We start from the raw sequence: 26380 nt of genomic DNA on the forward strand, positions 1-26380 counted from the left end.
GAGTTACCATCTTATACTATAAAAAGTTTAGAAAAATTAGATATTGATGTATTAAAAATAAACAACAATTTTTATATATCAACAGATATAAAAAAAGCTGATTTAGATTTGGTAAAGAGTAAAGATTTTATATATGTGCTAAGCTTTTCTATGCTTTTTGAAAAATCACTACAAGATAGTAAAAATAATCTTCTTTTATTAGGAAGTATAACTTTATTTATAATATTTATAATTTTATATATTGTTACAAAAAAAAGATTTTTTAATGCAGTTAATTTTATTTTATTTCCAATATCAATTATTCTTTATTACTCATATTTTGTAGAATTTAATATTTTACATATTTTTATGATTTTTATAATCTTAGCTTTGAGCATTGATTATGGTATCTACTTTTCAAAAGATGCAACTTTACAAACGAATAAAGCAATTGCATACTCTCTTCTTAGTACATTTGCTGGATTTGGAGTTTTAATATTTAGTCAAATAAACTCTTTAAAATCCATTGGAATGGTAACTACAATCGCAGTTATTAGTATAACTATATTATTAATATTTTCAAAAAGGTATAAAAATGAAACTAATCGTTCATAATGATGATTTAACAATAGATGAATTTTCTTTAAATAAAAAAGATTTATTTGATAAAAAGCTAACTAATCATGTTAGTTATATAAGCTCTGAAAAAAAAGCAGAGAATGCAATAAATATGATAAAAGCATATCATAGTAATGCAAAATCAATAGTTTTTGACCATACAAATAAAATAATAACAAAAAAACTAGAAAATTTAAATATTCCAAAATTTGAATCATCTTTTGAACATATAACTATCTTTGATGATAAAGATTTTTCTATGATGTATTTTACTAGTGGAAGTACAGGAGAACCAACAGGTGCTTTAAAAACAAAAGAACATTTAGAAAGTGAAATTAGAATATTAACAAAAATGTTAAAAGATTATAATATTAAAAAAGTTATTGTTACTGTACCATTTATTCATATTTATGGAACACTATTTGGACTTATTTATCCATTATTAAATGACCTTGATATTGTGCTTAAAGAGCACTTTTTACCTAATGATTTATTAAATATAATAGAAGAGAACTCTTTAATAATTACAACTCCTCTTTATATAAAAGCTTTAAATCAAATAAGCGCTTCAAAAGATTTAAAAGATTCACTATTTGTTAGCTCAACTGGACCTTTGGATAAACAAAATGCAAAAGAGTTTGCTACAAAATTCAATACAAAAGTAATGCACATATTTGGTTCTACTGAAACAGGTGGAATTTCATATAAATTTAATGATGAAGAGTTATGGACACCATATGAAAAAGTAGAGATATCAACAAATAAAGAAAGTGAACTAAAAATAAAATCACCTTTTGTTTCTACAACAATTTTTGAAAAAGATTTTAAAGATATTAATGGAGAAATTCAAACATTTGATTATGTAGAAATTCAAAAAGACAATAGGTTTAAACTTATAGGAAGAAGTTCTCAAATACTTAAAATTGCAGGAAAAAGATATTCAACAATTCAGATTGAACAAATTTTAGAAGAACATAAAGATATTCAAAAAGCACTCGTATTTGTAAATAACTCAAATAATGAGTTTAAAGATGAAATATTAGATATTACTTTAGAAACAAAAAAAGATTTCACATCAAAAGATATAAAACTATTTTTAAAGAAAAATCTATCAAATTTAAAATTTTCTATTAAACTAAAATTAGTAGATAAAATACCAACATCAACTATTGGTAAAAAATTGAAAATAATATAACTTTTGTTATACTTTCAAAAAAAGATGGTAAATGTCAATAGAGATAAAAAATCTAACTAAAACTTATAAAAAGCACTTAATACTTGATAATTTAAATTTAAGTATACAAAAAGGTAGTATTTTCGGATTATTAGGACCAAATGGTGCAGGGAAAACTACTTTAGTATCAATTTTAAATTTTTTAATTAATAAGAATAGTGGTCAAATTAATATTGAAGGTTTTGATTTAGATAAACATGGGGAAAATATAAAATCAATTAGTAGTTATGTTCCTCAAACTTATGCTTTTTATCCTAAACTTACTACATATGAAAATTTAGAATTTTTTGGTGCACTTTATGGACTAAAATCTAATAAATTAAAAGAAAGAATTGATTATTGCATCAATGCAACCTCATTAGAAAAATATATTAATCGTCAAGCATATACTTATTCAGGTGGCTTAAAAAGAAGACTAAATATTGCTATTGGTTTATTAAATGATCCTAAAATTTTATATTTAGATGAACCAACAGTAGGAATTGACCCTCAATCAAGAAAATATATTTTAAATGTAATAAAAAATATTAATAAAAAGAAAAAAACAACAATAATTTATACTTCCCATTATATGGAAGAAGTAGAGTTTTTATGTGATGAAATTGCTATCTTAGATAAAGGTAAAATAATTTTACAAGATAAAAAAGATGATTTAATTAACAAAAATTCAAAAATAACAATTAAATTTGATGATGAAACAACAACTGAAATAGACATAAAAAATGATTATAATAAATTTACTGAATATATAAAATCACTTGAAAATAGAAATATCAAAAATATAGATTTTGGATATAAAAATTTAGAAGAGATGTTTTTAAATTTAACAAAACAGGATTTAAGAGACTAATGTTTAAATATTTACTAAAAAAAGAATTTACACTAATCTTAAGAGATATTCATGCCCTTTTAGTTCTTTTTATTATGCCAACACTTTTTATACTAATAATGTCTTTAGCTTTAAAAAATAGCTATTCAAACACAATTGATGTAAAGTTAAAAGTCGCAATATTATCAAATAAAAATAGTAGTAGTATTAAAACTTTAATAAAAGATATAAATAAAAATAGTTTTTTTAAAGCTACATATATTAATACAAATGATGATAATAAATCACTTTTATATAAAAAAAACTTTGATTTTTTAATAAATATAGAAAGCAATTATATTTTAAAAGTTAAATCAGCAAAACAGGATTTTAAAATTCATTTATATTCAAAGCCAGATACACAACAACAAAAGATTTCATTAATAAAAAGTATTATTGTATCTTCTATAAAAACAACTGTATTAAAGCAATTATTAAAAGTACAAAAAATTGAATCTAAATCTATGAATGATTTAAATAGTTTTATTCAAAATAATATTGTTTATAAAAATAAAAAAATTGATCTAAAACCAACTTCAGTTCAGCAAAGTGTTCCTGCTTGGTTAGTTTTTTCAATGTTTTTTATTCTTATTCCAATATCAAATACTTTTATTAATGAAAAAAATTTTGGAACAATAAATAGAATAAGAAGTATAAATGTCTCATTTTTACCAATTTTAATTAGCAAAATCTTTCCTTATTATATTATAAATCAAATACAAGTAATTTTTATGATTTTAGTTGGTATATATATAGTACCAATGTTAGGTGGAGATAAATTAGTAATTTTAGGTAACTATTTAATGATTTTTATTGTATCAAGTGTAGTTAGTCTTACATCAATATCTTTTGCACTATTAATTGCAAATATAAGTAAAACTACAGAAGAAGCAACTACTTATGGTGGTGTTTCAAATATAATTTTAGCCGCACTTGGTGGAATAATGGTACCTAAATTTGTCATGCCTTTATTTATGCAAGAGGCAACAGAGTATTCACCTATGGCATGGGGTTTGCAAAGTTTTTTAGAAGTTTTTGTAAGAGGTGGTAATTTTAATGATATTTCTACTTACATATATAAAATGATAATTTTTGCTATAATTTGTCTATTAATTGCATATTTCTTATTAAAAAAAAGGAGTTAAATGATAGGATCTAAAGATAATAACTTAAAAATTGAACTTAAAAAACTTATAGTTGAAGAGTGCGATAAAGATATAGAACCTAATGATATAAAAGATGATGAAATACTATTTGGAAGTAGTTCTTCTTTAGAATTAGACTCTATGGATGCTTTACAAATTTCAATGGCTTTACATAAAAAATATGGTGTTGATACAAATGATAGTAAAAAACTAAGAAAAATTATGGAGTCAATTAATACATTGGCAGACTACGTGCAACCGGAGTAAATTTGAGTTATATTATTGGAAGTTCATTAGTTTGTAATCTTGGAGATAATTTTCAAGATATTACAAATAATTTAATATCTATTAATCAAGACAATTATTTAAAAAGAATAAAAAATATTTTTAAAGATAAACTATATTATCCAATAAATAATGATTATGAGACAAAAAAAGACAAGTATGAACAAATATTAAAAAAAATAGTATTTGATGCCATAAAAGAGGCTGGTCTTACAAAAGATCAACAAAAAGAGTTACATATTTTTATTGGTTCTACTTCTATGGATATTGCTACAAATGAAGAATATTGTAATAATTTTATAAACAATAAATCTAGTATAAAATATAAAGAGATTGGTAATGGCCCCATTGGAACATATATTGAAGATTTAATAGATTCAAAATATAAAGCAACACTTTTTGCAACAGCATGCACATCTGCAACAAATGCACTTTCTTATGCTTCACGACTTATAGAGCAAAAACAGATTAAAAGAGCATTGGTAATAGGACTTGAACTATTTAATAAATCTACTTTTGGAGGCTTTTCATCATTAATGTTACTTTCTAAAAAAGGTATTTATAGACCTTTTGATATTAATAGTGATGGAATAATTTTAGGAGAAGGTTGTTCTGCAATTATTATTGATGAGAATAAAAAAAATAAAAATGATTTTAAATATATTAGTTCATCGAATATCTGTGACAACTATTCTGAAACAACAAGTGATCCAACAGGTATTCCTATTTTTAACACTTTAGATTCAACTTTAGAAAAAGCAAACTTAGGACTAAAAGATATTGACTGTATAAAAGCTCATGCAACAGGAAGTGAAAATAATAACTTATCAGAAGCAAGAGCAATTAAACTTCTTTTTGATAAATATAAAACAACTACAAGAGTTACATCTTTAAAACCTTTAATTGGTCATACTCTTGGAGCATGTGGAACAAATGAAATTGTATTAATGTTATATGCATTAAAAAAAGGTTTTTTACCTGCAACATTTGGATTTGAAACGCCTGCTGAAGATGTTAAATTTACTCCAATTTTGGAAAATGAAAAGTTCAATAATAAAGCAACAATTTTATTTAATTATGTGGCTTTTGGTGGGAATAATAGTTCAATTATTCTTTCAAATAAGGATTAGTTATGTATATTCACGCATCAGCAAAGATATTAAATGAAAAAAAAGACATCAAGGAGTATAGAGCTCTATTAAAACAGATTTCATCAATTAATCTAAGAAGATCTAGTAAATTTAATATTTTATCTGTTTATGGTGCTTTACTTTGCATGAAAAATATTAATACTCTTGGAAATAGTGGAATATATATTTCTACTGAAAATGGACCTATTACAGATGTATGCAAAGTGATTGATACAGTAAATGAAAAAGATTTTATTATTATGCCTTTTGATTTTTTGAATATTAATGTTAATAATGTTAGTTTTTATGTTGCAAAAGCTTTAAATTTCAATGGTAAAAATATGGTTTTGATGAATGAAACTTTAGGATTTGAAAAAACTTTACAACTTGCAAAATTTGATCTTGATACAAATGATATAAATGAGGCATTAATTGGAGCTGTTGATGAATCTGTTGAAAATATTCATAACTACTGTTCGTATATTGAAAATCCTTTAAATAAAGAGATAAAAGAGGGAAGTTGCTGGATATATACAAATAAACAAAAAGAAAATAACCTAGGAAAAATTGAATATATAAAAGAGTTTTATTCTGTTAAAGAACTTATTGAAAATATTAGTTTTGATACAGATTCTATTTCATTAAATAGCTTTGCATATTTAGATAAAAATCTTTCTGAAATCATAAAAAATAAAAATATTGTATTATCAAATATATATTATGGATGTGAAGGAGTATTAAATATATTAAAAATTATAAAAAATAAAAAAGATACTATTCATATAGCAAAAGATAAAAATAATAAAGTAATAGTAATAAAAGTTTTATTTGAAGACTAAAGTAATATTACTTTAGCTTCAATAATAATTTAGCAGCTTCTTTTTCATAATTTGAAGCTTCGATTAATTTATTTGCAACCTTAGACGCATCAAATTTCTGTGGTTTTTTACTTGATTCTACACATAATAAGGCAAATTCTCTTAAAGTATTTCCAGATTTTACAAATAATTCGGATGATTCTTTTAATATATCTTCATCAATCTCATATTTTATAGATTCTTTCAAAAATGCAGCATATAAGAAACGGAAACCTCCACCTCCAGTTCCTATTTCTTCTTGCATTCTTACAATGTGCGTTAAAAAATTTTTAATATATCGTTCATTATTGTATACATTTAAAGATTTTATCTTTTTTGCAAGTTTAGTCATCCCTTTTATTCCAGCATAAGGGAAAGGAGTCAATAAAGATTTTGCATTTTTTATGATTGCTTTTTTTATGATTTTTGCAAAATCAATATTTGTAGGAATATTTGTAGGATAATATAAAAAACCTTTTGGGGCAAAAATACCCTTTGCAAATCTAGCTTTATTTAAATCTTTCTCTTCACACTCAACTAAATGTTCAAAAACAGGATCAGAAATATAATATTTTGTACCCTCCTTTTTAAAAACAAGTAAATTATGTGCATTAAAATGAAATCTCATATCTTTAGGGAAATAAGGTAAATAAAAAACTGAAGTTTGTAATCCAACTAGTTGATTTTTATCTAAAAGCCTTTCTAATTCTTTATTTGCATCTTTTTCATTTTTAAAACTCATCTTTACCATTTTTATATCTAATACTTTAGATATTCTATTTATTATATTTTTTGGTAATTGTCTATAAGCAATTAAAGGCATATTACTAATTTTTGCAATAGGTAAATATACAAATGATAAAGAACTAGTAATTCCAAAAGCCATTGGTTCTGATAATTTTAAGCCATAACTAGTAAGAAGAGTTGAAATTACACCACTTTCACAATGTGCAAATTGAGAATGTTCAAACTCTTTAATCATACTTTTAACCCCTTTAGCTCTTCAATTGTTATATTAAGTGCAATTGCATATTTATTTAATAATTTATCATTTAACTTTTGAAATTTTTTCATTTTTAAATGTCTTTTAACTCTAAAAGAGAATATTCCCATTACACTTGCCAATGTGGAGATATCCATTCTATTTTTATACATAAAATATTCAATTGGCGAACTTAATTTATTTTCTAAACTCTCTTTTGCTAATAATTCAAACTCTTCAACTGCAGTTTGTGTAGCAAACTCTTCTACACTACTTCCATAATTTTCTGTATGAAATCCTTCTTCATCGGCAACATACATTACTTTTTGTTGTCCTTCAAGAATTTTATTCTCTTCTTTTGGAATATTAATTTTTTCCATTAAACAACTTCTAAATACATAAATGAAGTTGAAAATCTCCCACTTTCTGGAATATAGCAAAGTATCTTGTCAGACTTTTTCAATCTATTTGAATTAAATAACTCTTCAAGTATTATATAAATAGAAGCACTTCCTGTGTTTCCAAATTCTGTTAAATTAGTGAACCATTTTTCATATGGAATTTCAAAATTAGCTTGTTTCATACCTTCATATACTTTATTTCTAAAAAATGTAGAGGAATAGTGAGGTAAAAAGTAATCAACATCATCTACACTTATTCCTCTTTTTTTAATTACATCACTTAAAGGTTTTGTAACTGTATATTCAATTATATTTTCATTTAATAATTTTACATTTTGTTTTACAGAAAGAAGAGATTTATTCATCACTTCTTCTTGCTCAAATGCTCTCCAAGAAGTAACATTATTATTTTCGTCAACTTCACATCCACTATACATACAAATTGGCATTTCACCTGCATAAGATAAAATATCAATCCATTTTACTTCTAAAGATAATTTATTTTCATTTGGTTTATTTTCTAAAAGCATTGCTCCTGCACCATCTGAAAGCATCCATCTTAAAAAATCTTTTTCAAACTCAATTCCAGGCTTTTTTTCTAAATCTTTATAATCAGACTCTTTTTTAAAATTATTAGAGTTTAAAATCATTGATGAAGTTTCTGATCCAGTTGACACACCATTTGATAATTCACCTGACTTAATTCCATAGTATATATATTTTAATGCATTTATTCCACTTAAACAAATTCCAGAAGTACTAATTGTCTCAATTTTATTTATTCCTAATTCTCCTTGAACCATTAAAGTATGTCCAGGCATTAATTGATCAGGAGAAGTAGTTCCACAAGATAATGCTTCAATTTTATCTATAGAAAAATTATCATTTTGTAATTTTTTAATTGCATTTGCAGTTATCTGTGCATTTGTAAATAATGGTTTTAATGTATGTTTCTCTAAAACATAAAATCTTCTTTTTATTCCATTACTTTTTAAAACAATATTTTTTGCTTTAGATTTTTTGCCACCGATATAGCCTAAATAATCCTCTATCTCATCATTTAATACAGGTTCATTTGGCATAAACTTTTGTACATTATTTATATATACTTTACTCATCTTATAAAAATTCCTTCATTCTATAGTCACCATTACCAGATGGTAACTCATAAAACTCTTTTTGCTTTAAAACTTTTTGTTTATCTATTTTTCTTAATATCGTTTGAATTAACATATTTAAAGGAACAATTGTCAAAATAATCAATAATAAAAACACCACATATAACATTACAACTGGTCTTCTTTTTTTACTTCCGAAAGGACCGATTTTTCTTATTAATCCACCCCAAATTTTAAAACTTTTTGTCGCAATTTTTTCGCTTTTTATCAATTTCACATCTACATTAACTGCTCTTAATCCATCACAAATTGGTCTATTATTTTTTTCTTTATTATTTTGTAATGCATATTTTATTGCATTCCCAAATCTTTTTGCATCTTCTATTTCTCTATTTGAGATTCCTGCTTTTGGGAATAAATTCCATAAACTATCTTTTTTACCTGTTAACATCCATCTAGGAGTTGTAACAAATGTAGAAAAAGAGTCTCCTTGATCAATCAAAACGATATTATCAATTAATATTGCATTTAATTGTTTTAACATTCCTTTTACTTTTTCTTGTGCCATTATCCACATATTTCTACAACCAATTAATGTTATTACTGGTTTATTACGTAATTTTCTTTTTGCATAATCACTTTTCAAAAAAGCTGTTATTGGTAAGGAAGGAGATAAAAACCAAACTTGATAAGGTAAAATAACTAAATCATAATCATTTTCATCATCTTCTATTGGTAATATTTCTGGGGGGTCTAAGTAGACAGATTCAGGAAAGGTATCCATAAATGTCATAAAATCCCAAGGAAAAGGATAAGGATTTACAGGTTGAATATTTTTTACTACAACCTCAACATCTTTATCTTTTTTCAAAGGACTTATAACACTTTGTGTTAATCTATCTAATTGCCCAGTTTGTGAATAGGATATAACTAATACTTTTTTATTCAAATTATCTCTTTTGCATTATAAAATACTATATTATACCAAATTTTCATTAAACTAGTAGCTAGCTATTTGTATGATAAATCTATCAAATAACTCACTATTATTTATCTAATATTGTTAGTTCATAATTAATATTTCTTTGTAAATAAGCCACCCATTTATTATAGTTTGGATGAATTGTATTTTTTGCTGGATCATAATCCATATTTTTACTATCTCTATATGAAATTTTATAACCTTTTGAATTATATGCAATATTTACTGCAACATAATGTTTTCCTCTTACAGTAATATCCGCAACAATTAGACCTGATTTAATTTTTTTTGTTCTCCAACCTTTTCTAATTGCACCTTTTTTAATAGCATTTTCAACTTTTGATAGAGATAGACTTTTAGAAGTAAATCCACTATTGTCAACATTTTGAACTAAAGCTGTTCCACAACCAGTCACCATTAGCATAATAGCTAAAAGTAATCCTAACAAACTAAATGTTTTTTTCACATTATTCTCCTATCTTTTAATGTTATCAATTTTATCAATTATTAATTTACATATTTATTAATATATTTATATCTCAACTGAAATTGTAATATATGGATTATATAGTACATTTGCTCCTGATTGTATCTTTACATTTCTTCTTTGTGTATAATCTACTAAGTAATTTCCTGAAAACTCTACTGAGAATTTAGCACATAATTGAGAAGCTTTAAATATTACATCTTCTGGTAAAGTTTTTTTACTATTTTGAACTATAACATGACATGAACTTCTATCTTTTAGATGAAACCAAAAATCACTTGCTTTTGAATTTTTTAATAAATATATATTTTCTCTTTCATTTCTTCCTAACATTATTCTATATCCATTATAGAAAAATAATTCGAAGTGTTGTTGTTTTGAAGTTTTCGTCTGATTTTTTTGTTTTTTAGGAACTAAAAATTCCACTTCATCTATTGATGATGATTTTTCAATATTTTTAATCATTCTTGTTAAAAAGTCATATTTTTCTTCTAGATTTTTCTTTTCAATAATTACATTTATCGATTTTTGTTTTACTCTTTTTGCTTTCTTAAATAATTCATTTGCATATGTTGAAGCACTTAAATCTTGTTTTAATTCTATTTTTACTTCATTCCCATCATAATCGTAAGCTTCTAGTATTTTTTGATATGGTTTAATATTATGTAAATTCCCTAAAATTATATTTGCATCATTATATAATTTTTCAGACTCTTTTTCTAAGTACTCTTTTTTTGGCAATTTATCAATAAGATTTTTTAATTTATTAACTTTTTTATTTAAAACTTGAAGCTTTTGTTTTTTTAGATTTTGTAAATTTTTTTGTTCTTTTTGCTCATAAATTTTATATAAATAATCTTCAATATCTTCAACGCTATCTTCTTTAAACACAAAATCTTGTTTTGGAATTTCATCAAGTTTATGTCCTACTTTTACAACTCTACTTGAAGAGAATTCATCAACATGTCTTAATGCTTCAAGAACTACTCTATTTTCATCTAATATGATAATATTTGTATGTTTACCTGTAAATTCTAATTGTAAGATTGTTGTTAGTTTTTTATAAGAAGAAGAGGAGTTTACTTTTATATTAATAACTTTATCCTCATTATATATATATACATCTTCTACTTTTGAATTAATAAATCTTTTTTGTAATAAAACATCAAAAGGAGCATTAAAATCTTTTTTAATATTTGCTCTACTATTTTTTTTATAAGAGGTACTTTGTCCTTTTGTCATATCAAAATATATATATTGAGCATTGTTATACTCTATTAAAATTGTATTATTATCAATTCTTTTAACTAATTTTATATTTTTTAAATTATCTTTTAGATAATTAACTAATTGCTTTATTATATAGTATTTCACGGCTAATCACTTTTTGTATTTTATATTTTATTTTAAAGAGAGTCTATCATAATTAAAAATTACGTTTTCTGCAATATCCATCATTTTTATATTAATCTTTTTGAATTCATCATTTTTTACTTCAAGTAAAAGCTTGTCATACATATTTGAATAAGGGAACAATGTAAAATATATAAACTCTTTTGAGTTTTTCTCTTTATCTAATTCTTTAAACCAAACAGCTAAAAGTGCAAGATATAACATAGCAGGGTTAAATGTAGAGTCTTTTGCAAGATAGTTTGAAATTTCACTATTAATATAATTATAACTTCTTAAAACAGCTTTAATTCTATAATGGTTTTTATTATTAATGTAATGTTCATTTTCAAATGTAACTGTTTTTATTTGTTTTAATATATCTTCACTTATAGATGTTATATATTTATCTATATGTGTTGGAACATCAAAAAGTTTCGCTTCATTATCTTTATAAGATAAAATCAAATCTTTGCAAAACAGTAGTAAAGCTTCAGTTTTTATTTTAGATAAATTTAAAATCATTCTTTATTTTACCCAAACTTTATTAATAAATTGTTATTAAGATTAAATTTAAGTGCAATTGCGCTAAAATGTAATAAATCTATAGTATTGCGATGAAATACTTGCAAAATTTTATAAAATAAAGGAAATTATTGGAACCTATTGGTGTATTAAGTGAAGGTAAAATATATGACCTTCAGACTGCGGAAGCTTTAAATATAACTGGTGAGGAAATCAAAAGTGATAATTCTGCTGAATCTTTAGAGATTCTAAGACACTCTTGTGCTCACTTAATGGCTCAAGCTATTAAACAGTTATATCCAGAAGCAAAATTCTTTGTTGGTCCTGTCGTAAAAGAAGGATTTTATTACGATTTTAAAGTCGATTCAAAGATATCAGAAGAAGATTTGACGACAATCGAAAAGAAAATGAAAGAGCTAGCAAATGCTAAGCTACCAATTCAAAGATATGAAACGACCAAAGAAGAGATCCTAAAAAAATTCCAAAATGATGAATTAAAACAAGCTGTATTAAAAAATATCACAGATGATACTTTAACTATATATAAACAAGGAGATTTTGAAGACTTATGTAGAGGTCCTCATGTTCCAAATACTAGAATGATTAGATACTTCAAACTAACAAGAATAGCTGGAGCTTATCTTGGTGGTAATGAAGAAAATGAGATGATTACTAGAATATATGGTATTGCATTTTTTGATAAAAAAGAGCTAAATGATTATACAAGAATGCTTGAAGAAGCTAAAAAAAGAGATCATAGAAAATTAGGAACTCAATTAGAACTATTTACATTTAACGATGATGTTGGTGCTGGACTTCCTATGTGGTTGCCTAATGGTTCAAGATTAAGAAGTAAATTAGAAAAATTACTTTATAAAGCACATAGAGTTAGGGGTTATGAACCTGTACGTGGTCCAGAAATTCTTAAAGCTAATATGTGGAAAATATCTGGCCACTATGATAACTATAAAGAAAATATGTATTTTACTGAAATTGATGAACAAGAATATGGAATTAAACCTATGAACTGTGTAGGTCATATTCAAATATTTAAAAATGATTTAGTATCATATAAAGATTTACCAAAAAAATTATTTGAATATGGTGTTGTTCATAGACATGAGATGAGTGGAGCAATGCATGGATTATTTAGAGTAAGAGAATTTACTCAAGATGATGCACATATTTTTTGTACTCAAGATCAAGTTAAAGATGTTATTATTGATGTATTAGAGTTTGTTGATTCATTAATGAAACTATTTGATTTCAAATATGAGATGGAAGTATCAACTAAGCCTAAAAAAGCAATTGGTGATGATACATTCTGGGAGAAAACAACTAAAGGAATCATGGATGCACTTGATTCTGAAGGTCTACATTACGGTATTGATGAAGGTGGAGGAGCATTTTATGGTCCAAAAATTGACATCAAAATTTTAGATGCTATTGGTAGAAAATGGCAATGTGGTACGGTTCAAGTTGATATGAACTTACCAAGTAGATTTAATGTAGAATATATTAACGATAAAGGTGAAAAAGAACAACCTGTGATGATTCATAGAGCCATTTTAGGTTCTTTTGAAAGATTTATTGGTATTCTTACAGAGCATTGTGCTGGAGAGTTTCCATTTGTTATTGCACCAACTGAAGTTATATTTGTACCTATTGCAGATACTCACGTTGAGTATGCAAAACAACTTCAAAAAGAACTTTTATATAAAGAGATTGATTCAAAAATCTTTAGTATGAATGAAAGTTTAAACAAAAGAATCAGAATGGCTGAAAAGCAAAGAGTTCCGATGATTGTTGTACTGGGAGATGAAGAGGTTCAAAACAACTCAATAGCATTAAGAGACAGAAGAAAGAGAGAGCAGTCAAACATGTCAAAAGAGGAGTTTATTTCAATGTTAGAAGAAATCAAAAAAGGATGTGAAATTTGAGTCGAAACAATAAAAAAGACGAAGTTCTAATGAACGAAGACATTAAAGTAAAAGAGGTTAGATGTACATCTGATGATGGAACTAATTATGGTATTATTTCTACAAAAGATGCACTAGCTGCAGCAGAAGAACAAGGGCTAGACTTAGTATTAATTGCAGCAACAGCAAAACCACCTGTTGTTAAAATTATGGATTATGGTAAATTTAAATACCAAGAAGAAAAAAAGAAAAAAGAAGCTAAGAAAAAACAGAAAGTTATTGTTGTAAAAGAAGTAAAATTTTCTGTTAAAATTGCAGAAAATGATATTAACTATAAAGTTAAACATGCAATTGAATTCTTAGAAAAAGGTTACCATGTAAAATGTAGAGTATTTCTAAAAGGTAGAGAAATGGCTCATCCAGAAGCGGGAGTTGAAGTACTTGAAAAAATATGGCCAATGCTTGAAGACTATGGAGTTAGAGAAGCTGAACCTAAACAAGAAGGAAGATTTGTAAATATGCAAGTTTTTCCTAAAAAAGAAGAAAAAAAATAACTACATTATAAATAGAGAAGATTAAATATTTCTTCTCTATTCTACTCACTTAATAATAACTTAAGCTTTTTTTAAGTAAAATCACTCACTTTTTCATATTATGAAAATGCAAATTTAAAGAAAGGATTCCACAATGCCAAAGATGAAATCTAATAGTGGAGCTTTAAAGAGATTTAAAGTGAAAAAAAATGGTTCTATCAAAAGAGGATCAGCTTTTAGAAGCCATATCTTAACTAAAAAGAGCCAAAAAAGAAAAAGAAACCTAAGAGGTCCACAAACTGTTGCATCTGTAGATAATGCAAGAGTTAAAAAAATGTTAAACCAAGCGTAATTTTTAATAAAATTACTTAGTCCCTCCACAATACGGTGGACAAGTTCGATTAAAGTAATCGACACCTAATTAAAAAATGGTAAAGAAAGGAAAAATATGCCTAGAGTTAAAACTGGTATAGTTAGAAGAAGAAGACACAAAAAAGTATTAAAACAAGCTAAAGGTTTTTTTAGTGGTAGAAGAAAACACTTTAGAAAAGCTAAAGAGCAGTTAGAGCATTCATTAGTATATGCTTATAGAGATAGAAGACAAAAGAAAAGAGATATTAGAAAACTTTGGATCATTAGAATCAACGCTGCTTGTAGACTAAATGATATTAACTATTCAAGATTCATGAATGGATTAAAATTAGCTAATATTGAATTAGACAGAAAAATCTTAGCAGATATGGCTATGAACGATGCAGAAGCATTCGCATCATTAGTTGTAAAAGCAAAAGAAGCACTTGCAGCATAATTAAATTTGCAAAATATATAAAAAAGGTAAATAAGTTTTCTTATTTACCTTTTTTTATGCCTTATTAATTAAAGTTAAGGCTTTTTTATAATCTTCTGGTTTATTCAAATTTATAAACTCATCATCATTAAAAAAATCAATAATCTTTGTATTTAAATTATTTAATAAATATCCTACTTTATGAAAATCATCATCTAACATCTTTTTAGTTAAAGAAATTATATTACTTGAAAAAACTCCACATAAACTGTGTGTTCTTTCAGTTCTAGGCACTGTTACATCAAATCCAATAGATTGATCAATCAAACTTTTTATTGATGAGATTTGCACTAATGGCGTATCTACAGTAATAATAAATATTTTATCATCTTCTAATTTATTAAATATTGTATTAAGTCCAACAATTGGAGAGTATATATCATTTTCTTCAATTATTAAATCAGCTTCAAAATCAAATTTATTATTTTTACAAGATAAATATATTTTCTTAAAATATGGCTTCAAACGATTGTATTGATATTTTGCTAAAGAAGTTTCATTTGCAAATGGAAGAAGAGATTTATCTTCTTTCATTCTTGAGCTTTTTCCACCACATAAAATTACACAAGGCAGATCAAATTGTGGTTTCATAATTATAATGAGTTAGGATCAGTAATATATCCAGAAATTGCACTTGCTGCAGCAACTGCACTATTTGCTAGATAAATTTTAGAACTTCTACTTCCCATTCTTCCAACAAAATTTCTATTTGTTGTAGAGATACATACTTCATTATCTCCTAAAATACCCATATATCCACCAAGACACGCACCACATGTTGGATTTGAAACAACAGCACCTGCATCAACTAAAGTGTCAATATATCCAAGCTTTGTCGCTTCTCTTAAGATTTTTTGAGTTCCAGGAGTTAAAATAAGTCTTACATGTCTTGCTACTTTTTTGTCTTTTAAAATTTTTGCAGCTACTGCAAAGTCACTTAATCTACCATTTGTACAAGACCCAATAAATACTTGATCTACTCTAATTTCATCTGAAACTGCTTGAGATACTGAATGTCCATTTGAAGGTAAGAAAGGATATGCAATTACTGGTTCTAAATTTGCCACATCAATTTCTATAATTTGAGAATAAGTTGCGTCATCATCACTATAGTGAATTTTTGGTTCATCTCTTAAAGAATCTCTACTATCCAAAAATTCTTTAGTAACTTCATCATATGCAACAATACCATTTTTAGCACCTGCCTCAATTGCCATATTACATAATGAAAATCTATCATCCATTGTTAAATAAGGAATTGTACTTCCAGTAAACTCTAAAGTTTTATAAAGTGCTCCATCAACACCTAAAATTCTAATAACTTCTAAGATTAAATCTTTACCAGTTACATATTCACTTGGTTTACCATTAAATACTACTTTTATTGATTCAGGAACTTTAAACCAATTTCCACCTGTTATCATACCAAATGAAATATCTGTACTTCCCATTCCTGTACTAAATGCACCAAGTGCCCCATGTGTACATGTATGAGAATCTGCTCCAATAATTACATCACCTGGAAGAACTAATCCTTTTTCTGGTAATAATGCATGTTCAATTCCCATATCTTTTTCATCAAAAAAGTTTTTTAAATTATGTTTCATTGCAAAATCTCTAGAGATTTTTGCTTGGTTTGCACTAGCTATATCTTTTGCTGGAATAAAGTGATCAAGAACAATTGCGAAGCCATCTGGATTAGCAAGTTTATCTTTGCCGCTTTGTTCAAATGCTTTAATTGATATAGGTGTAGTAATATCATTACCAATTACCATATCAATATTACATCTAATGATTTCTCCTGCATGTACTTCTCTTCCTACATGCTCACTAAATATTTTTTCTGTTATTGTTTGTCCCATTTATTACCTACTTATATATATAAATTTCTGCGATTATATCTAAATTTTAGTTAAGCCTCCTAAAGACTTTCCTTCTGTTTATTTTTCTTAAATATTTGTTGACAAATTATTATTGCAACGGCAAGATTAATTATCATATCAGCAAAATTAAAAATTGCAAATTCAAAACCATAATGCCAATAGATATAATCAACTACAGCGCCATATGTAAATCTATCTAGAATATTTGACAAGCCACCTGCGTACAAAAGAGCAATTGCAATAAAATATTTTTCAAAAACTGCTTTATTAAAATATAAATATATTATTCCTGCAAATAACATAAATAATTGGATATATTTCAAATACTGTTTTAAAAATGAAAACATTGAAAAAGCTACACCATGATTATATGCTAATTGTAAAGATAAAAATTTACCTTCATATCCCCAATCAAAATATACAAATCCATATTTTATAAATTGGTCAAGAATAAAAACAAGAATAAATAAAAACAGTACTAAAAAGATTTTTTTCATAGTTTATTTTTAAAAAACTCCACTAATTTTTGCATGTATTTTTCAACTTGCTTTTTATCTTTTCCTTCTAGTAATACTCTTAATTTTTTCTCAGTTCCAGAATATCTAATTAAATCTCGCATTCCAAGTTTTTTTATTTCTTCTTCTAATTTGTTTAAACCTTCAATTTCATTTAATGGTTTCTTTTCACTTACTACAATATTTTCTAACACCTGAGGATAAAGTTCAAAAGGATTTAAAACTTCACTTGCTTTTTTACCACTTTTTACCATTAATGCTAATACTTGTAATGCTGAAGCTAGACCATCTCCTGTTTTTGCAACATTTGAGAAGATAATATGTCCACTTTGTTCTCCACCAAAATTAATATTATTTTTTTTCATTCCTTCTAGAACATTTTTATCGCCAACATCTGTTCTAATTAATTCTAATTTTTGTGTTTTCAAATAATCTTGCAATGCTTGATTACTCATTACTGTTGCAACACAAGAGTCACCTACTAATTTATTTTCATTTTTCAAATATGTGCATAAAGCCCCAAGAAGTTTATCACCTGATACAACATTTCCTTCTTCATCAATAATTACAAGTCTATCTGCATCTCCATCTAATGCAATTCCTAAATCAGCTCTAGTTTCTAATACAACTTTACCAACATTTTTAGGATGCAATGCACCACAATCTTCATTTATATTGTATCCATTAGGCTTATTGTTTATAGTAATTACTTCTGCACCTAATTCTTCTAAAATTGTAGGTCCAACTTTGTAAGCTGCTCCATTTGCACAATCAAGAACAATTCTTAATCCTTGCAAAGTCAAATCTCTTGGAAAAGAACTTTTGATTGACACAATATATCGTCCAATTACATCATCAATTCTTTTTGAAGAACCAATTTCCCTTCCTATTTTTTGTTGAGAATTGATATATTCTTTGTCTGCAAATATTTTTTCTATCTCTTTTTCACAATCTATATTTAATTTATTTCCATGATTATCAAAGAACTTAATTCCATTATCATCATAAGGATTATGGGAAGCACTAATCATAATTCCAGCATCGCATCTCATACTTTCAGTTAAATATGCAATTGCAGGAGTTGGCATTGGCCCTATCTGTATTACATCATAACCAACTGCTGTAAGTCCTGATACTAGGGCATTTTCAATCATATATCCACTTCGTCTTGTATCTTTACCAACTAATATTTTATTTGTTGTAGAATGCTTTCTAAAGTAGATTCCAGCAGACATGGCAAGTTTCATTGTAGTTATTGAATCTAAAAAATCACCTGCTTTACCTCTAACACCATCAGTTCCAAATAGTTTCATTAAACCTTCCTAAATTTAAACTTAATTTAAAGTTATTTTAGGTAATATTCTACCCTTAAATTTTTTACAAAGAGGTTAAACTAAAATGGCAAATCATAAATCTGCTGAAAAAAGAGCTAGACAAACAAAAGTTAGAACTGAAAGAAATAGATTCTATAAAACTAGAATCAAAAACATAACTAAAGATGTATTATCTGCAGTTGAAGCAAATGACAAAGAAAAAGCATCTGAAGCAATCAAAACTGCAAATAAATATATCCATCACTGCGTAAGCAAAGGTGTACTAAAAAAAGGTAATGCTGCTAGAAAAATTAGTAGATTACAAGTTAAAGTTAATTCTTTATAATTTTGAAATAAATTAATGTTAAAAGAAAAACTACAGCCTTTTATTGATAGATATGAAGAGATTAACAAATTGTTAATCTCACCAGAAATAACATCTGACATAAAAAGAATGACACATCTATCAAAAGAGCAATCATCAATTGAACCAATTGTTAATAAAGCACAAGAGTATATTCAAACAGTAAATGATATTGAAGAGAATAAAATACTTCTTGAAGATCCTGAACTAGGTGAACTTGCAAAAGAAGAATTAAAAGAGCTTGAAGCTAGAAAACCACAAATTGAAGAAGAAATAAAAATTCTAATGGTTCCAAAAGATCCTAATGACGATAAAAATATCTATTTAGAACTTAGAGCTGGAACTGGTGGTGATGAAGCTGCTATTTTTGTTAGTGACTTATTTAGAGGTTACTTAAGATACGCAGAGAACAATGGCTGGAAAGTTGAAGTTATGAACTCTAGTGAGAGTGAAGCTGGCGGATACAAAGAACTTGTATTACTTATAAAAGGTGATCATGCCTATAGTAAACTTAAGTTTGAAGGTGGTACTCATAGAGTTCAAAGGGTGCCAGCTACTGAATCACAAGGGAGAGTTCATACATCAGCAATTACTGTTGCAGTAATGCCAGAAGTTGATGATGTTGAAGTAGATATAAGTCCAAATGATTTAAAAATAGATGTTATGAGATCAAGTGGTTGTGGAGGACAATCTGTTAATACTACAGATAGTGCAGTTAGAATTACACACATTCCAAGTGGAATTGTTGTTACTAACCAAGATCAAAAATCACAACATAAGAATAAAGAAAAAGCCATGAAAGTTCTAAAAGCAAGACTTTATGATTTACAAATGCAAGAGAAAATGGCTCAAGAAGGTGCAGATAGAAAAGCCCAAGTTGGTACTGGAGATAGAAGTGGAAGAATTAGAACATATAACTATCCACAAAATAGAATATCAGACCACAGAATTAACCTTACACTTTATAGACTTGAATACATAATGAATGATGGATTATTTGATGAAATTATTAATCCATTAATCGCTGACTATCAAACAAAACTTATGGAAGCAAATGGCATATAATTGCCTTTGCTTTTTCTACATAAAAAAATTATATTTATAACTAAACCTAATAATAGTAATCAAAATGTAACTTATTAATATTATAATTTTCCAATTAAATATTTATGGAGATTGGAAATGACACTTAAAAAAAATACTTTTGTAATATTTCTAAGTGTAATATTTACAATAATACAAAATGCTATAAATACCTTAAAAAAAAACTCATTTTATATTTCACATTCTAAAAAATACAATAAAATAATTCATTATACAATTTCAAAATCATTATATTTTTATATAAAAAATTTGTATCATAAAAAGAGTATATCAATAAAAAAGTATATAAATTCTAGTTCTTATTGTTATATATATAGGTCTTTAATATTTACGCGAACAAATAATAAAGATCTATATATATAACTAAAAAAGGCTATTTAATATGACATTACCTAAATATGAAAAACAGAATGATTTTACAATATTAATAGATAAACTAGATTATGCATTTCAACCTATAGTAAATACAAGAACCGGTAAAATATATGCAGTTGAAGCATTGATTAGAGGTTATCAAAACTTAGGGTTTAAAACTATTCCTGATTTATTTGATAATTTATTTGATAAACAAATACTTTATAAAATTGATTTAATGTTAAGAAAAAAAGCATTTGAAAAATTTGGACACATTAAGATTACTAATTTAAAACTATTTTATAATTTAGATAATAGACTTTTATTTATGCCTGATTTTAAAGAAGGAAATACTTCAAATATACTACGTGAACTCAATATAAAAGAAGATTCTATCTGTTTTGAAATCACTGAAAATGGTACTATGCAAAATAAAATGATGATTAATAAAATCCTTAATAATTACAAAAATGAAGGTTTTCATATTGCTATTGATGATTTTGGAACTGGAATATCAGGGCTTGAATTATTGTATTTAAGTGAAGCACACTATATAAAACTTGATAGATTTTTCATAAGAAATATAAATAAAGATTCAAGAAAAAAATTATTTTGCTCTTCTATTGTTGATATGGCTCATGTCATGGGAATTAAAGTAATAGCAGAAGGAATAGAAGAAATTGGTGAATATTATACTTGTAAAGATATAAATATTGATTTTATTCAAGGTTTTCTAGTTGCTAGACCAACATTAGAAATAAGTAAAATTAAAAGTACCTATGAAAATATACCGAATTTATTTAAAAATGATAAAAGAAAACTTACCAACAATTTAATTGAAGATGATTATATCAAATATATTGAACCTTTAAATATAAATGCTTCACTTTATGATTTGTTTTTATACTTTAAAGAGTATCCAACAAATACATTTGTTCCAATAATAAATGAAGAAAATGAATTGATTGGAGTAATTTATGAAGTTGATATAAAAAAATTATCCTATTCACAGTATGGAATTTCACTTGCACAAAATAAATCTTTTAGCTCAAACCTTAGTTCATATATAAAATCAACTCTATCAATAGAAATATCATGGGGAATTGATAAAACATTAGAAATGTTTAATCTAAGAGGAAATGAATCAAAAGGTATATTTGTAACAAAAGAGAATAAATACCATGGATTTATAAATGTAAATAATTTACTTTCACTTTCATATAAAAGAAATATTGAAATTGCACAAAATCAAAATCCATTAACCAAACTACCAGGTAATAATAAAATTGACAGTTTTATACAAGATAGTTTTAAATCAAATGAGATAACACATATTATATATTTTGATTTTAATGATTTTAAACCTTTTAATGATTATTATGGCTTTAGACAAGGAGATAGAGCTATTCTAATATTTTCAGAACTATTACAAAAAGAGCTTAATAAAAGCTCTTTAATTGCTCATATTGGAGGAGATGATTTTTTTGTAGGTTTTAAAGGAAAGAAATATGAAAAAGTTCATAAAAAGATTGAAGAAATTCAAAAACAATTCAAAGAGAATGTAAGTAGTTTATATGACGATGAAGATATTTATAATGGATATATAAAAACAAAAGATCGATTTGGAGTTGTAAGAGAGTTCAATTTACTTAGTGTAAGCTCTGCAATAATAGAAATAACACCAAAATCAAATCCAAATAATTTAGATTCTATTTTAGGAAAAATAAAAAAAGCTTCTAAACAATTAGAAACACCTCTTGGCTGTGCTATTACTATGTAACCAGCTTGTAACTCTTATTTTATAAAATTTTAAAAATTTTATAAAATAAGTATATACATATTACTTAATACACTTGCTCTATAAAAGAAATATTTAAGCTGGTAAACTACGCAATTTTAATTTAAATAAAGTAATCAAAATAATAAAATATAAAACTAGAGAATGGGAGATTTTTCTAATGTTGAAAACATATGAAGAAAAAGTAGATATAATAAGAAAAGAGATAAAACAAATAGGTACTATTGTTTTAGAAGCAAATAAAATTTCATTAAAAGCATTGAAAGATAATGAACTGTCTTTATTAAAAGATATTGATTTATCTTTAAAAAAACTTATATCAAGATCAAATGATATTGATAATATGATAGTAACAACTCTTGCGTTATACTCACCAGAAGCAAAAGATTTAAGAGAGATGGTATCATATTTAAAAATTACAAATGAACTTGTAAGAGCAGGATCTAACTCTAAAACATTCATTAAAACTTTTAGAAAATCATTTTCTGAAGACTTAGATGAAGCATCAATTTTAGAGTATGCTATTCCTCTTCAAAAAGCAGCAGTGAATGCCCTTGAAATAACATTATCAATGTTAGAAGAACATAATGAAAAATTAATTGAAGAATCATTTAATAAAGTATTAGTAGAAGAGAGTAAAACAGATGATTTATATGCTATGGTTGAAAAAAATATTTTAAAACTTATAACAAATAATTATGAGTTATCAAAGGATTATTTTAATCTACTAAGTAGTTTAAGAAGATTAGAGAAGTGTGCTGATAGAGCATCAAGTATTGCAAATTTAATTATATTTGCTCATTTAGGGGGAGAATTAGATAGACCACTATGAAAAATGCCTTACGTAAAATAAAAAACTATTTTGAAAACAATTACGAATTTTTAGCAGCATTTGTTATTTTTGTTTTTGTTTTAGTTTCAAATTTAGACTTTCAAAAAACAATAGTATTAATGCTAGAATTTATTGTAATTATTGAAGTTATGAAAATGATCTCAGACTTTATAAAAAAAGAGACATTAAGACTTCGTTTTGTTATTGATATATTTATTATATTTCTAATTAGAGATGTAGTAATTTATACATCAAAACCACAAAAAGATTACTTTACTATTCTTTTTTTATTATTTGTAATTTTGGTTTTCTTTATATTCAGAATACTTGCTATAAAATACTCACCTAGTAAAAAACAGAATCTGGAAGAAGAAAGAAATGAAAAATAAATTAATATTAATAGTTGAAGATGAAGAAGATATTTTAGAATTACTAGAATATACTTTACAAAAAGCTGGGTTTGAGACAATTGGCTGCTTAAATATTAATCCAGTTCTAAATCAAATATTAGATGAAGAAAGAGTTGATTTAATTTTGATGGATAGAAATTTACCAGGAATTGATGGAGCAACTTTTATAACACAGTTAAAAGAAAAAGGTTATAATAATCCAGTAATTTATGTAACAGCAAAAGACAAAGATGAAGATATTTTAGAAGGTTTTGATTCATATGCTGATGATTATATTACAAAACCATTCAATTTAAAAGAGTTAGTAGCAAGAGTAAAAGCTGTAATAAAAAGATCAACTAAAGAAGTTGAAATTCTAAAAGTAAGAGATATAATCTACAAAGCTAATAATAAAAAATTTTATATTGAAGATAATGAAGTTGAACTAACTCATTTAGAACATGATTTATTATTAGAGTTTATAAAAAATAAAGATATATTATTGTCAAGGGAACACCTTTTAAATACTGTATGGGAAGATTCTTTTGATAAAAAATTAAAAACTGTAAATGTTGCTATAAAAAGATTAAAAGCAAAAATAGATCCAGAAGGGCAAAAAGAGTATATAAAATCTATTCGAGGGGAAGGTTATATCTTTTGTTAAAAATACATCAACTATTCCTTAGAACTTATGTAATTATTTTTGTATTGATATTTTTATGTATTAGTTTTGCTACATACTTTTGGTCAAAAAATATTTATATGAATCAAATAGAGACTAATTTATCTCAAAATATTGATTCTTTATCTTTACTTTTACATAATATTAATGACATAGAAAAAATAGCAAAAGAGTTTAAAAAAAGAACTAAACTTAGAATCACAATAATAAATAAAGATGGTGTAGTAATTGCTGAAAGTGATAGAGATAAAAACAAAATGGGTAACCATAAAAATAGATATGAAATTATTCATGCCAAATATGATGGTATAGGTAAAATTATTCGTTTCTCTAAAACTTTAGATAGAGAACTTTTATATGTGGCAAAAAAAGTAAAAGTTAAAAATAAAATTTATTATATTAGATTAGCAGATTATACAGATAAAATACAAAAAAATTTTATCAAATTATCTTTACATGTAATAGCAATTATTACTCTATTTTTAATAATTGCATTTATTACAACATATTTTATAAGTATAAAAATAAAAAATGAAACAGATGCAATTTTAAAATACTTGATTGATTTAAGTGATAAAAAGATAAATTATGAAATCAGTTCATCTTATACTCAAGAGTTTGATAAAATTGCAAAATTACTAAATAAAGTAGCACAAAAACTATCAAAAAAAGAGAGACAAAAAGCTAAACAAACTGCAAAATTAAAACTTGCAAATAGACAAAAAGATGAAATAATTTCTGCAATTTCCCATGAATTTAAAAATCCAATAGCCATTATTTCAGGTTATAGTGAAACTTTATTATCAGATAAAGATTTACCAGAAGGTATGAAAGAGAAGTTTTTAAACAAAATACAATCAAATGGTAATAAAATGACTCAAATAATTGATAAATTAAGACTTACACTAAAACTTGAAGAGGGCAAACAACAAACTACATTTACAAATTGTTCAATGAAAGATATGTGTCAAAGAGTTATTTCTGATTTAAAAGATAAATATAAAGATTATGAAGTAAATATAATAGGTGAAGATGTTAAGTTACATGTAGATGAGACATTAATGGAAATGGCTTTAACAAACTTAATTGAAAATGCTTTGAAATATTCAGAGAATGATGTAATTGTTAAATTATCAGATGGTTATATAAGTATAATAGACAAAGGAATTGGAATAGAAGAAAAAGAGTTAAGTAAAATAAATAAAAAATTTTATCGTATCTCAAAAAATGGCTGGAACAATTCCCTTGGTTTAGGGCTTTTTATCGTTCATTCTATTCTTTCATTACATAATTTTAAATTAGAAGTTAAAAGTAAAATTCATGAAGGCTCTGAATTTATAATAAAATATTAAAAAAAACTTAATTTAAGTATTTTTTAAGTAGATATTGTATATTATTCCACCTCATTAATCAAATCGGAGAAATAAATGAAATTTACTCAAATGGCAAAAGCTAACGAAATCGAGAGAGATTGGATAGTAGTAGATGCAACTGATAAAGTATTTGGTAGAATTATTACTGAAGTTGCAACTATCTTAAGAGGTAAACATAAACCTTCTTATACTCCTCACGTAGATTGTGGAGATTATGTTGTAATTATCAATGCATCTAAAGCTAAATTTTCTGGAACAAAACTAGAAACTAAAAATTATTATACTCACTCAGGATATTTTGGAAGTACAAAAACTCACAGAATGTCAGACATGTTTGAAAAAAACCCTGAGAAGTTATATAAATTAGCTACAAGAGGTATGCTACCAAAAACTAAACTTGGTAAAGATATGTTAAAAAAATTAAAAGTATATGCAGGTTCTGAGCACCCTCACACTGCGCAAATTAAAGGATAA

At 25.5% G+C, this 26380-nt stretch carries 29 protein-coding genes and 1 pseudogene; 19 read left to right on the forward strand and 11 right to left on the reverse strand.

All coding sequences use genetic code 11. The annotated features are described in order from the left end of the window. From CRU93_RS14185 to CRU93_RS10910, 7 genes and pseudogenes are all read left to right on the forward strand, one after another. Positions 1–594: pseudogene (locus CRU93_RS14185) on the forward strand (hypothetical protein); the annotation flags it as partial. Beyond that, on the forward strand, positions 575–1792 hold the full coding sequence (locus CRU93_RS10885; RefSeq protein WP_129104230.1) for an AMP-binding protein: 1218 nt from the start codon (positions 575–577) through the stop codon (positions 1790–1792). The pseudogene CRU93_RS14185 and the gene CRU93_RS10885, both read left to right, overlap by 20 nt. A 31-nt stretch (positions 1793–1823) precedes the next feature. Continuing rightward, positions 1824–2681, forward strand: a complete 858-nt coding sequence (locus CRU93_RS10890; RefSeq protein ID WP_129104231.1) for an ABC transporter ATP-binding protein — start codon at positions 1824–1826, stop codon at positions 2679–2681. Further along, on the forward strand, positions 2681–3844 hold the full coding sequence (locus CRU93_RS10895) for an ABC transporter permease (RefSeq protein ID WP_129104232.1): 1164 nt from the start codon (positions 2681–2683) through the stop codon (positions 3842–3844). The genes CRU93_RS10890 and CRU93_RS10895 overlap by 1 nt, the downstream gene beginning before the upstream one ends. Next, positions 3845–4111: a phosphopantetheine-binding protein gene (locus CRU93_RS10900; protein WP_129104233.1), complete on the forward strand. Its 267-nt coding sequence runs from the start codon at positions 3845–3847 to the stop codon at positions 4109–4111. 2 nt (positions 4112–4113) lie between these two features. Further along, on the forward strand, positions 4114–5259 hold the full coding sequence (locus CRU93_RS10905; protein ID WP_258238899.1) for a beta-ketoacyl synthase N-terminal-like domain-containing protein: 1146 nt from the start codon (positions 4114–4116) through the stop codon (positions 5257–5259). A 2-nt stretch (positions 5260–5261) separates the two neighbouring features. Further along, positions 5262–6098 (forward strand): hypothetical protein, encoded by an 837-nt coding sequence (locus tag CRU93_RS10910; protein ID WP_129104235.1) that lies wholly within the window; start codon positions 5262–5264, stop codon positions 6096–6098. Positions 6099–6105: 7 nt separating this feature from the next. On the opposite strand, the gene CRU93_RS10915 is transcribed toward CRU93_RS10910, so the two are convergent. The 7 genes from CRU93_RS10915 to CRU93_RS10945 all read right to left on the reverse strand — a co-directional run bounded on the left by CRU93_RS10915 (position 6106) and on the right by CRU93_RS10945 (position 12000). Further along, entirely contained in the window at positions 6106–7098 is a 993-nt protein-coding gene (locus CRU93_RS10915; protein ID WP_129104236.1) for a BtrH N-terminal domain-containing protein, read from the reverse strand. Then, the gene (locus tag CRU93_RS10920; RefSeq protein WP_129104237.1) at positions 7095–7478 is read right to left on the reverse strand and encodes a hypothetical protein; all 384 of its coding nucleotides are present in this window, start codon (positions 7476–7478) and stop codon (positions 7095–7097) included. Before CRU93_RS10920 ends, CRU93_RS10915 begins: the two co-directional genes overlap by 4 nt. Beyond that, positions 7478–8617, reverse strand: coding sequence for a beta-ketoacyl-ACP synthase III (locus CRU93_RS10925; protein ID WP_129104238.1), 1140 nt, complete (start codon positions 8615–8617; stop codon positions 7478–7480). The genes CRU93_RS10920 and CRU93_RS10925 overlap by 1 nt, the downstream gene beginning before the upstream one ends. 1 nt (position 8618) lies before the next feature. Beyond that, entirely contained in the window at positions 8619–9566 is a 948-nt protein-coding gene (locus CRU93_RS10930) for a dialkylrecorsinol condensing enzyme (protein ID WP_129104239.1), read from the reverse strand. Between the two features lie 97 nt (positions 9567–9663). Beyond that, entirely contained in the window at positions 9664–10065 is a 402-nt protein-coding gene (locus tag CRU93_RS10935; RefSeq protein ID WP_129104240.1) for a hypothetical protein, read from the reverse strand. A 66-nt stretch (positions 10066–10131) separates the two neighbouring features. Continuing rightward, entirely contained in the window at positions 10132–11460 is a 1329-nt protein-coding gene (locus CRU93_RS10940) for an NFACT RNA binding domain-containing protein (RefSeq protein WP_129104241.1), read from the reverse strand. 27 nt (positions 11461–11487) lie between these two features. Next, positions 11488–12000: a hypothetical protein gene (locus CRU93_RS10945; protein ID WP_129104242.1), complete on the reverse strand. Its 513-nt coding sequence runs from the start codon at positions 11998–12000 to the stop codon at positions 11488–11490. Positions 12001–12131: 131 nt separating this feature from the next. Here CRU93_RS10945 and thrS point away from each other — a divergent pair, with 131 nt between their 5' ends. The 4 genes from thrS (at position 12132) to rplT (ending at position 15260) form a co-directional block, all read left to right on the forward strand. Then, complete coding sequence (thrS, locus tag CRU93_RS10950; protein ID WP_129104243.1) at positions 12132–13940, forward strand: threonine--tRNA ligase; 1809 nt, start codon at positions 12132–12134, stop codon at positions 13938–13940. Further along, positions 13937–14473 (forward strand): translation initiation factor IF-3, encoded by a 537-nt coding sequence (gene infC / locus CRU93_RS10955; protein ID WP_258238900.1) that lies wholly within the window; start codon positions 13937–13939, stop codon positions 14471–14473. The genes thrS and infC overlap by 4 nt, the downstream gene beginning before the upstream one ends. A 133-nt stretch (positions 14474–14606) precedes the next feature. Continuing rightward, positions 14607–14804: a 50S ribosomal protein L35 gene (gene rpmI, locus CRU93_RS10960; RefSeq protein ID WP_129104244.1), complete on the forward strand. Its 198-nt coding sequence runs from the start codon at positions 14607–14609 to the stop codon at positions 14802–14804. Positions 14805–14900: 96 nt separating this feature from the next. After that, positions 14901–15260 (forward strand): 50S ribosomal protein L20, encoded by a 360-nt coding sequence (gene rplT, locus CRU93_RS10965; RefSeq protein WP_129104245.1) that lies wholly within the window; start codon positions 14901–14903, stop codon positions 15258–15260. A gap of 54 nt (positions 15261–15314) precedes the next feature. Here the strand turns inward: rplT and mobA are convergent, their stop codons facing one another. From mobA to glmM, 4 genes are read right to left on the reverse strand one after another with little or no spacing between them, the layout of a single operon-like run. Continuing rightward, positions 15315–15890, reverse strand: coding sequence for a molybdenum cofactor guanylyltransferase MobA (gene mobA, locus CRU93_RS10970; RefSeq protein ID WP_129104246.1), 576 nt, complete (start codon positions 15888–15890; stop codon positions 15315–15317). Positions 15891–15892: 2 nt separating this feature from the next. Next, positions 15893–17161 carry a 3-isopropylmalate dehydratase large subunit gene (leuC, locus tag CRU93_RS10975; protein WP_129104247.1) on the reverse strand — a complete coding sequence of 423 codons (1269 nt, stop codon included), beginning with the start codon at positions 17159–17161 and terminating at the stop codon, positions 15893–15895. Between the two features lie 59 nt (positions 17162–17220). Continuing rightward, a complete protein-coding gene (gene lspA / locus CRU93_RS10980; RefSeq protein WP_129104248.1) occupies positions 17221–17679 on the reverse strand; it encodes a signal peptidase II in 459 nt (152 codons plus the stop codon). Continuing rightward, positions 17676–19010, reverse strand: coding sequence for a phosphoglucosamine mutase (gene glmM / locus CRU93_RS10985; RefSeq protein WP_129104249.1), 1335 nt, complete (start codon positions 19008–19010; stop codon positions 17676–17678). Before glmM ends, lspA begins: the two co-directional genes overlap by 4 nt. Positions 19011–19095: 85 nt before the next feature. Here glmM and rpsT point away from each other — a divergent pair, with 85 nt between their 5' ends. The 8 genes from rpsT (at position 19096) to rplM (ending at position 26380) form a co-directional block, all read left to right on the forward strand. Further along, positions 19096–19356 (forward strand): 30S ribosomal protein S20, encoded by a 261-nt coding sequence (rpsT, locus tag CRU93_RS10990; RefSeq protein WP_129104250.1) that lies wholly within the window; start codon positions 19096–19098, stop codon positions 19354–19356. Positions 19357–19371: 15 nt separating this feature from the next. Continuing rightward, positions 19372–20439 carry a peptide chain release factor 1 gene (gene prfA / locus CRU93_RS10995; protein ID WP_129104251.1) on the forward strand — a complete coding sequence of 356 codons (1068 nt, stop codon included), beginning with the start codon at positions 19372–19374 and terminating at the stop codon, positions 20437–20439. Positions 20440–20860: 421 nt separating this feature from the next. Continuing rightward, complete coding sequence (locus CRU93_RS11000; RefSeq protein ID WP_129104252.1) at positions 20861–22612, forward strand: bifunctional diguanylate cyclase/phosphodiesterase; 1752 nt, start codon at positions 20861–20863, stop codon at positions 22610–22612. Positions 22613–22790: 178 nt separating this feature from the next. Beyond that, the gene (locus CRU93_RS11005; protein ID WP_129104253.1) at positions 22791–23462 is read left to right on the forward strand and encodes a PhoU domain-containing protein; all 672 of its coding nucleotides are present in this window, start codon (positions 22791–22793) and stop codon (positions 23460–23462) included. Beyond that, positions 23459–23851: a phosphate-starvation-inducible PsiE family protein gene (locus tag CRU93_RS11010; RefSeq protein ID WP_129104254.1), complete on the forward strand. Its 393-nt coding sequence runs from the start codon at positions 23459–23461 to the stop codon at positions 23849–23851. The genes CRU93_RS11005 and CRU93_RS11010 overlap by 4 nt, the downstream gene beginning before the upstream one ends. Then, entirely contained in the window at positions 23841–24515 is a 675-nt protein-coding gene (locus tag CRU93_RS11015) for a response regulator transcription factor (protein ID WP_129104255.1), read from the forward strand. The genes CRU93_RS11010 and CRU93_RS11015 overlap by 11 nt, the downstream gene beginning before the upstream one ends. After that, a complete protein-coding gene (locus CRU93_RS11020; protein ID WP_129104256.1) occupies positions 24509–25885 on the forward strand; it encodes a HAMP domain-containing sensor histidine kinase in 1377 nt (458 codons plus the stop codon). The genes CRU93_RS11015 and CRU93_RS11020 overlap by 7 nt, the downstream gene beginning before the upstream one ends. 75 nt (positions 25886–25960) lie before the next feature. Continuing rightward, on the forward strand, positions 25961–26380 hold the full coding sequence (gene rplM, locus CRU93_RS11025) for a 50S ribosomal protein L13 (protein WP_129104257.1): 420 nt from the start codon (positions 25961–25963) through the stop codon (positions 26378–26380).

It is taken from the genome of Arcobacter sp. CECT 8985 (assembly GCF_004116495.1).
In the GTDB taxonomy this organism is placed as follows: Bacteria; Campylobacterota; Campylobacteria; order Campylobacterales; family Arcobacteraceae; genus Malaciobacter.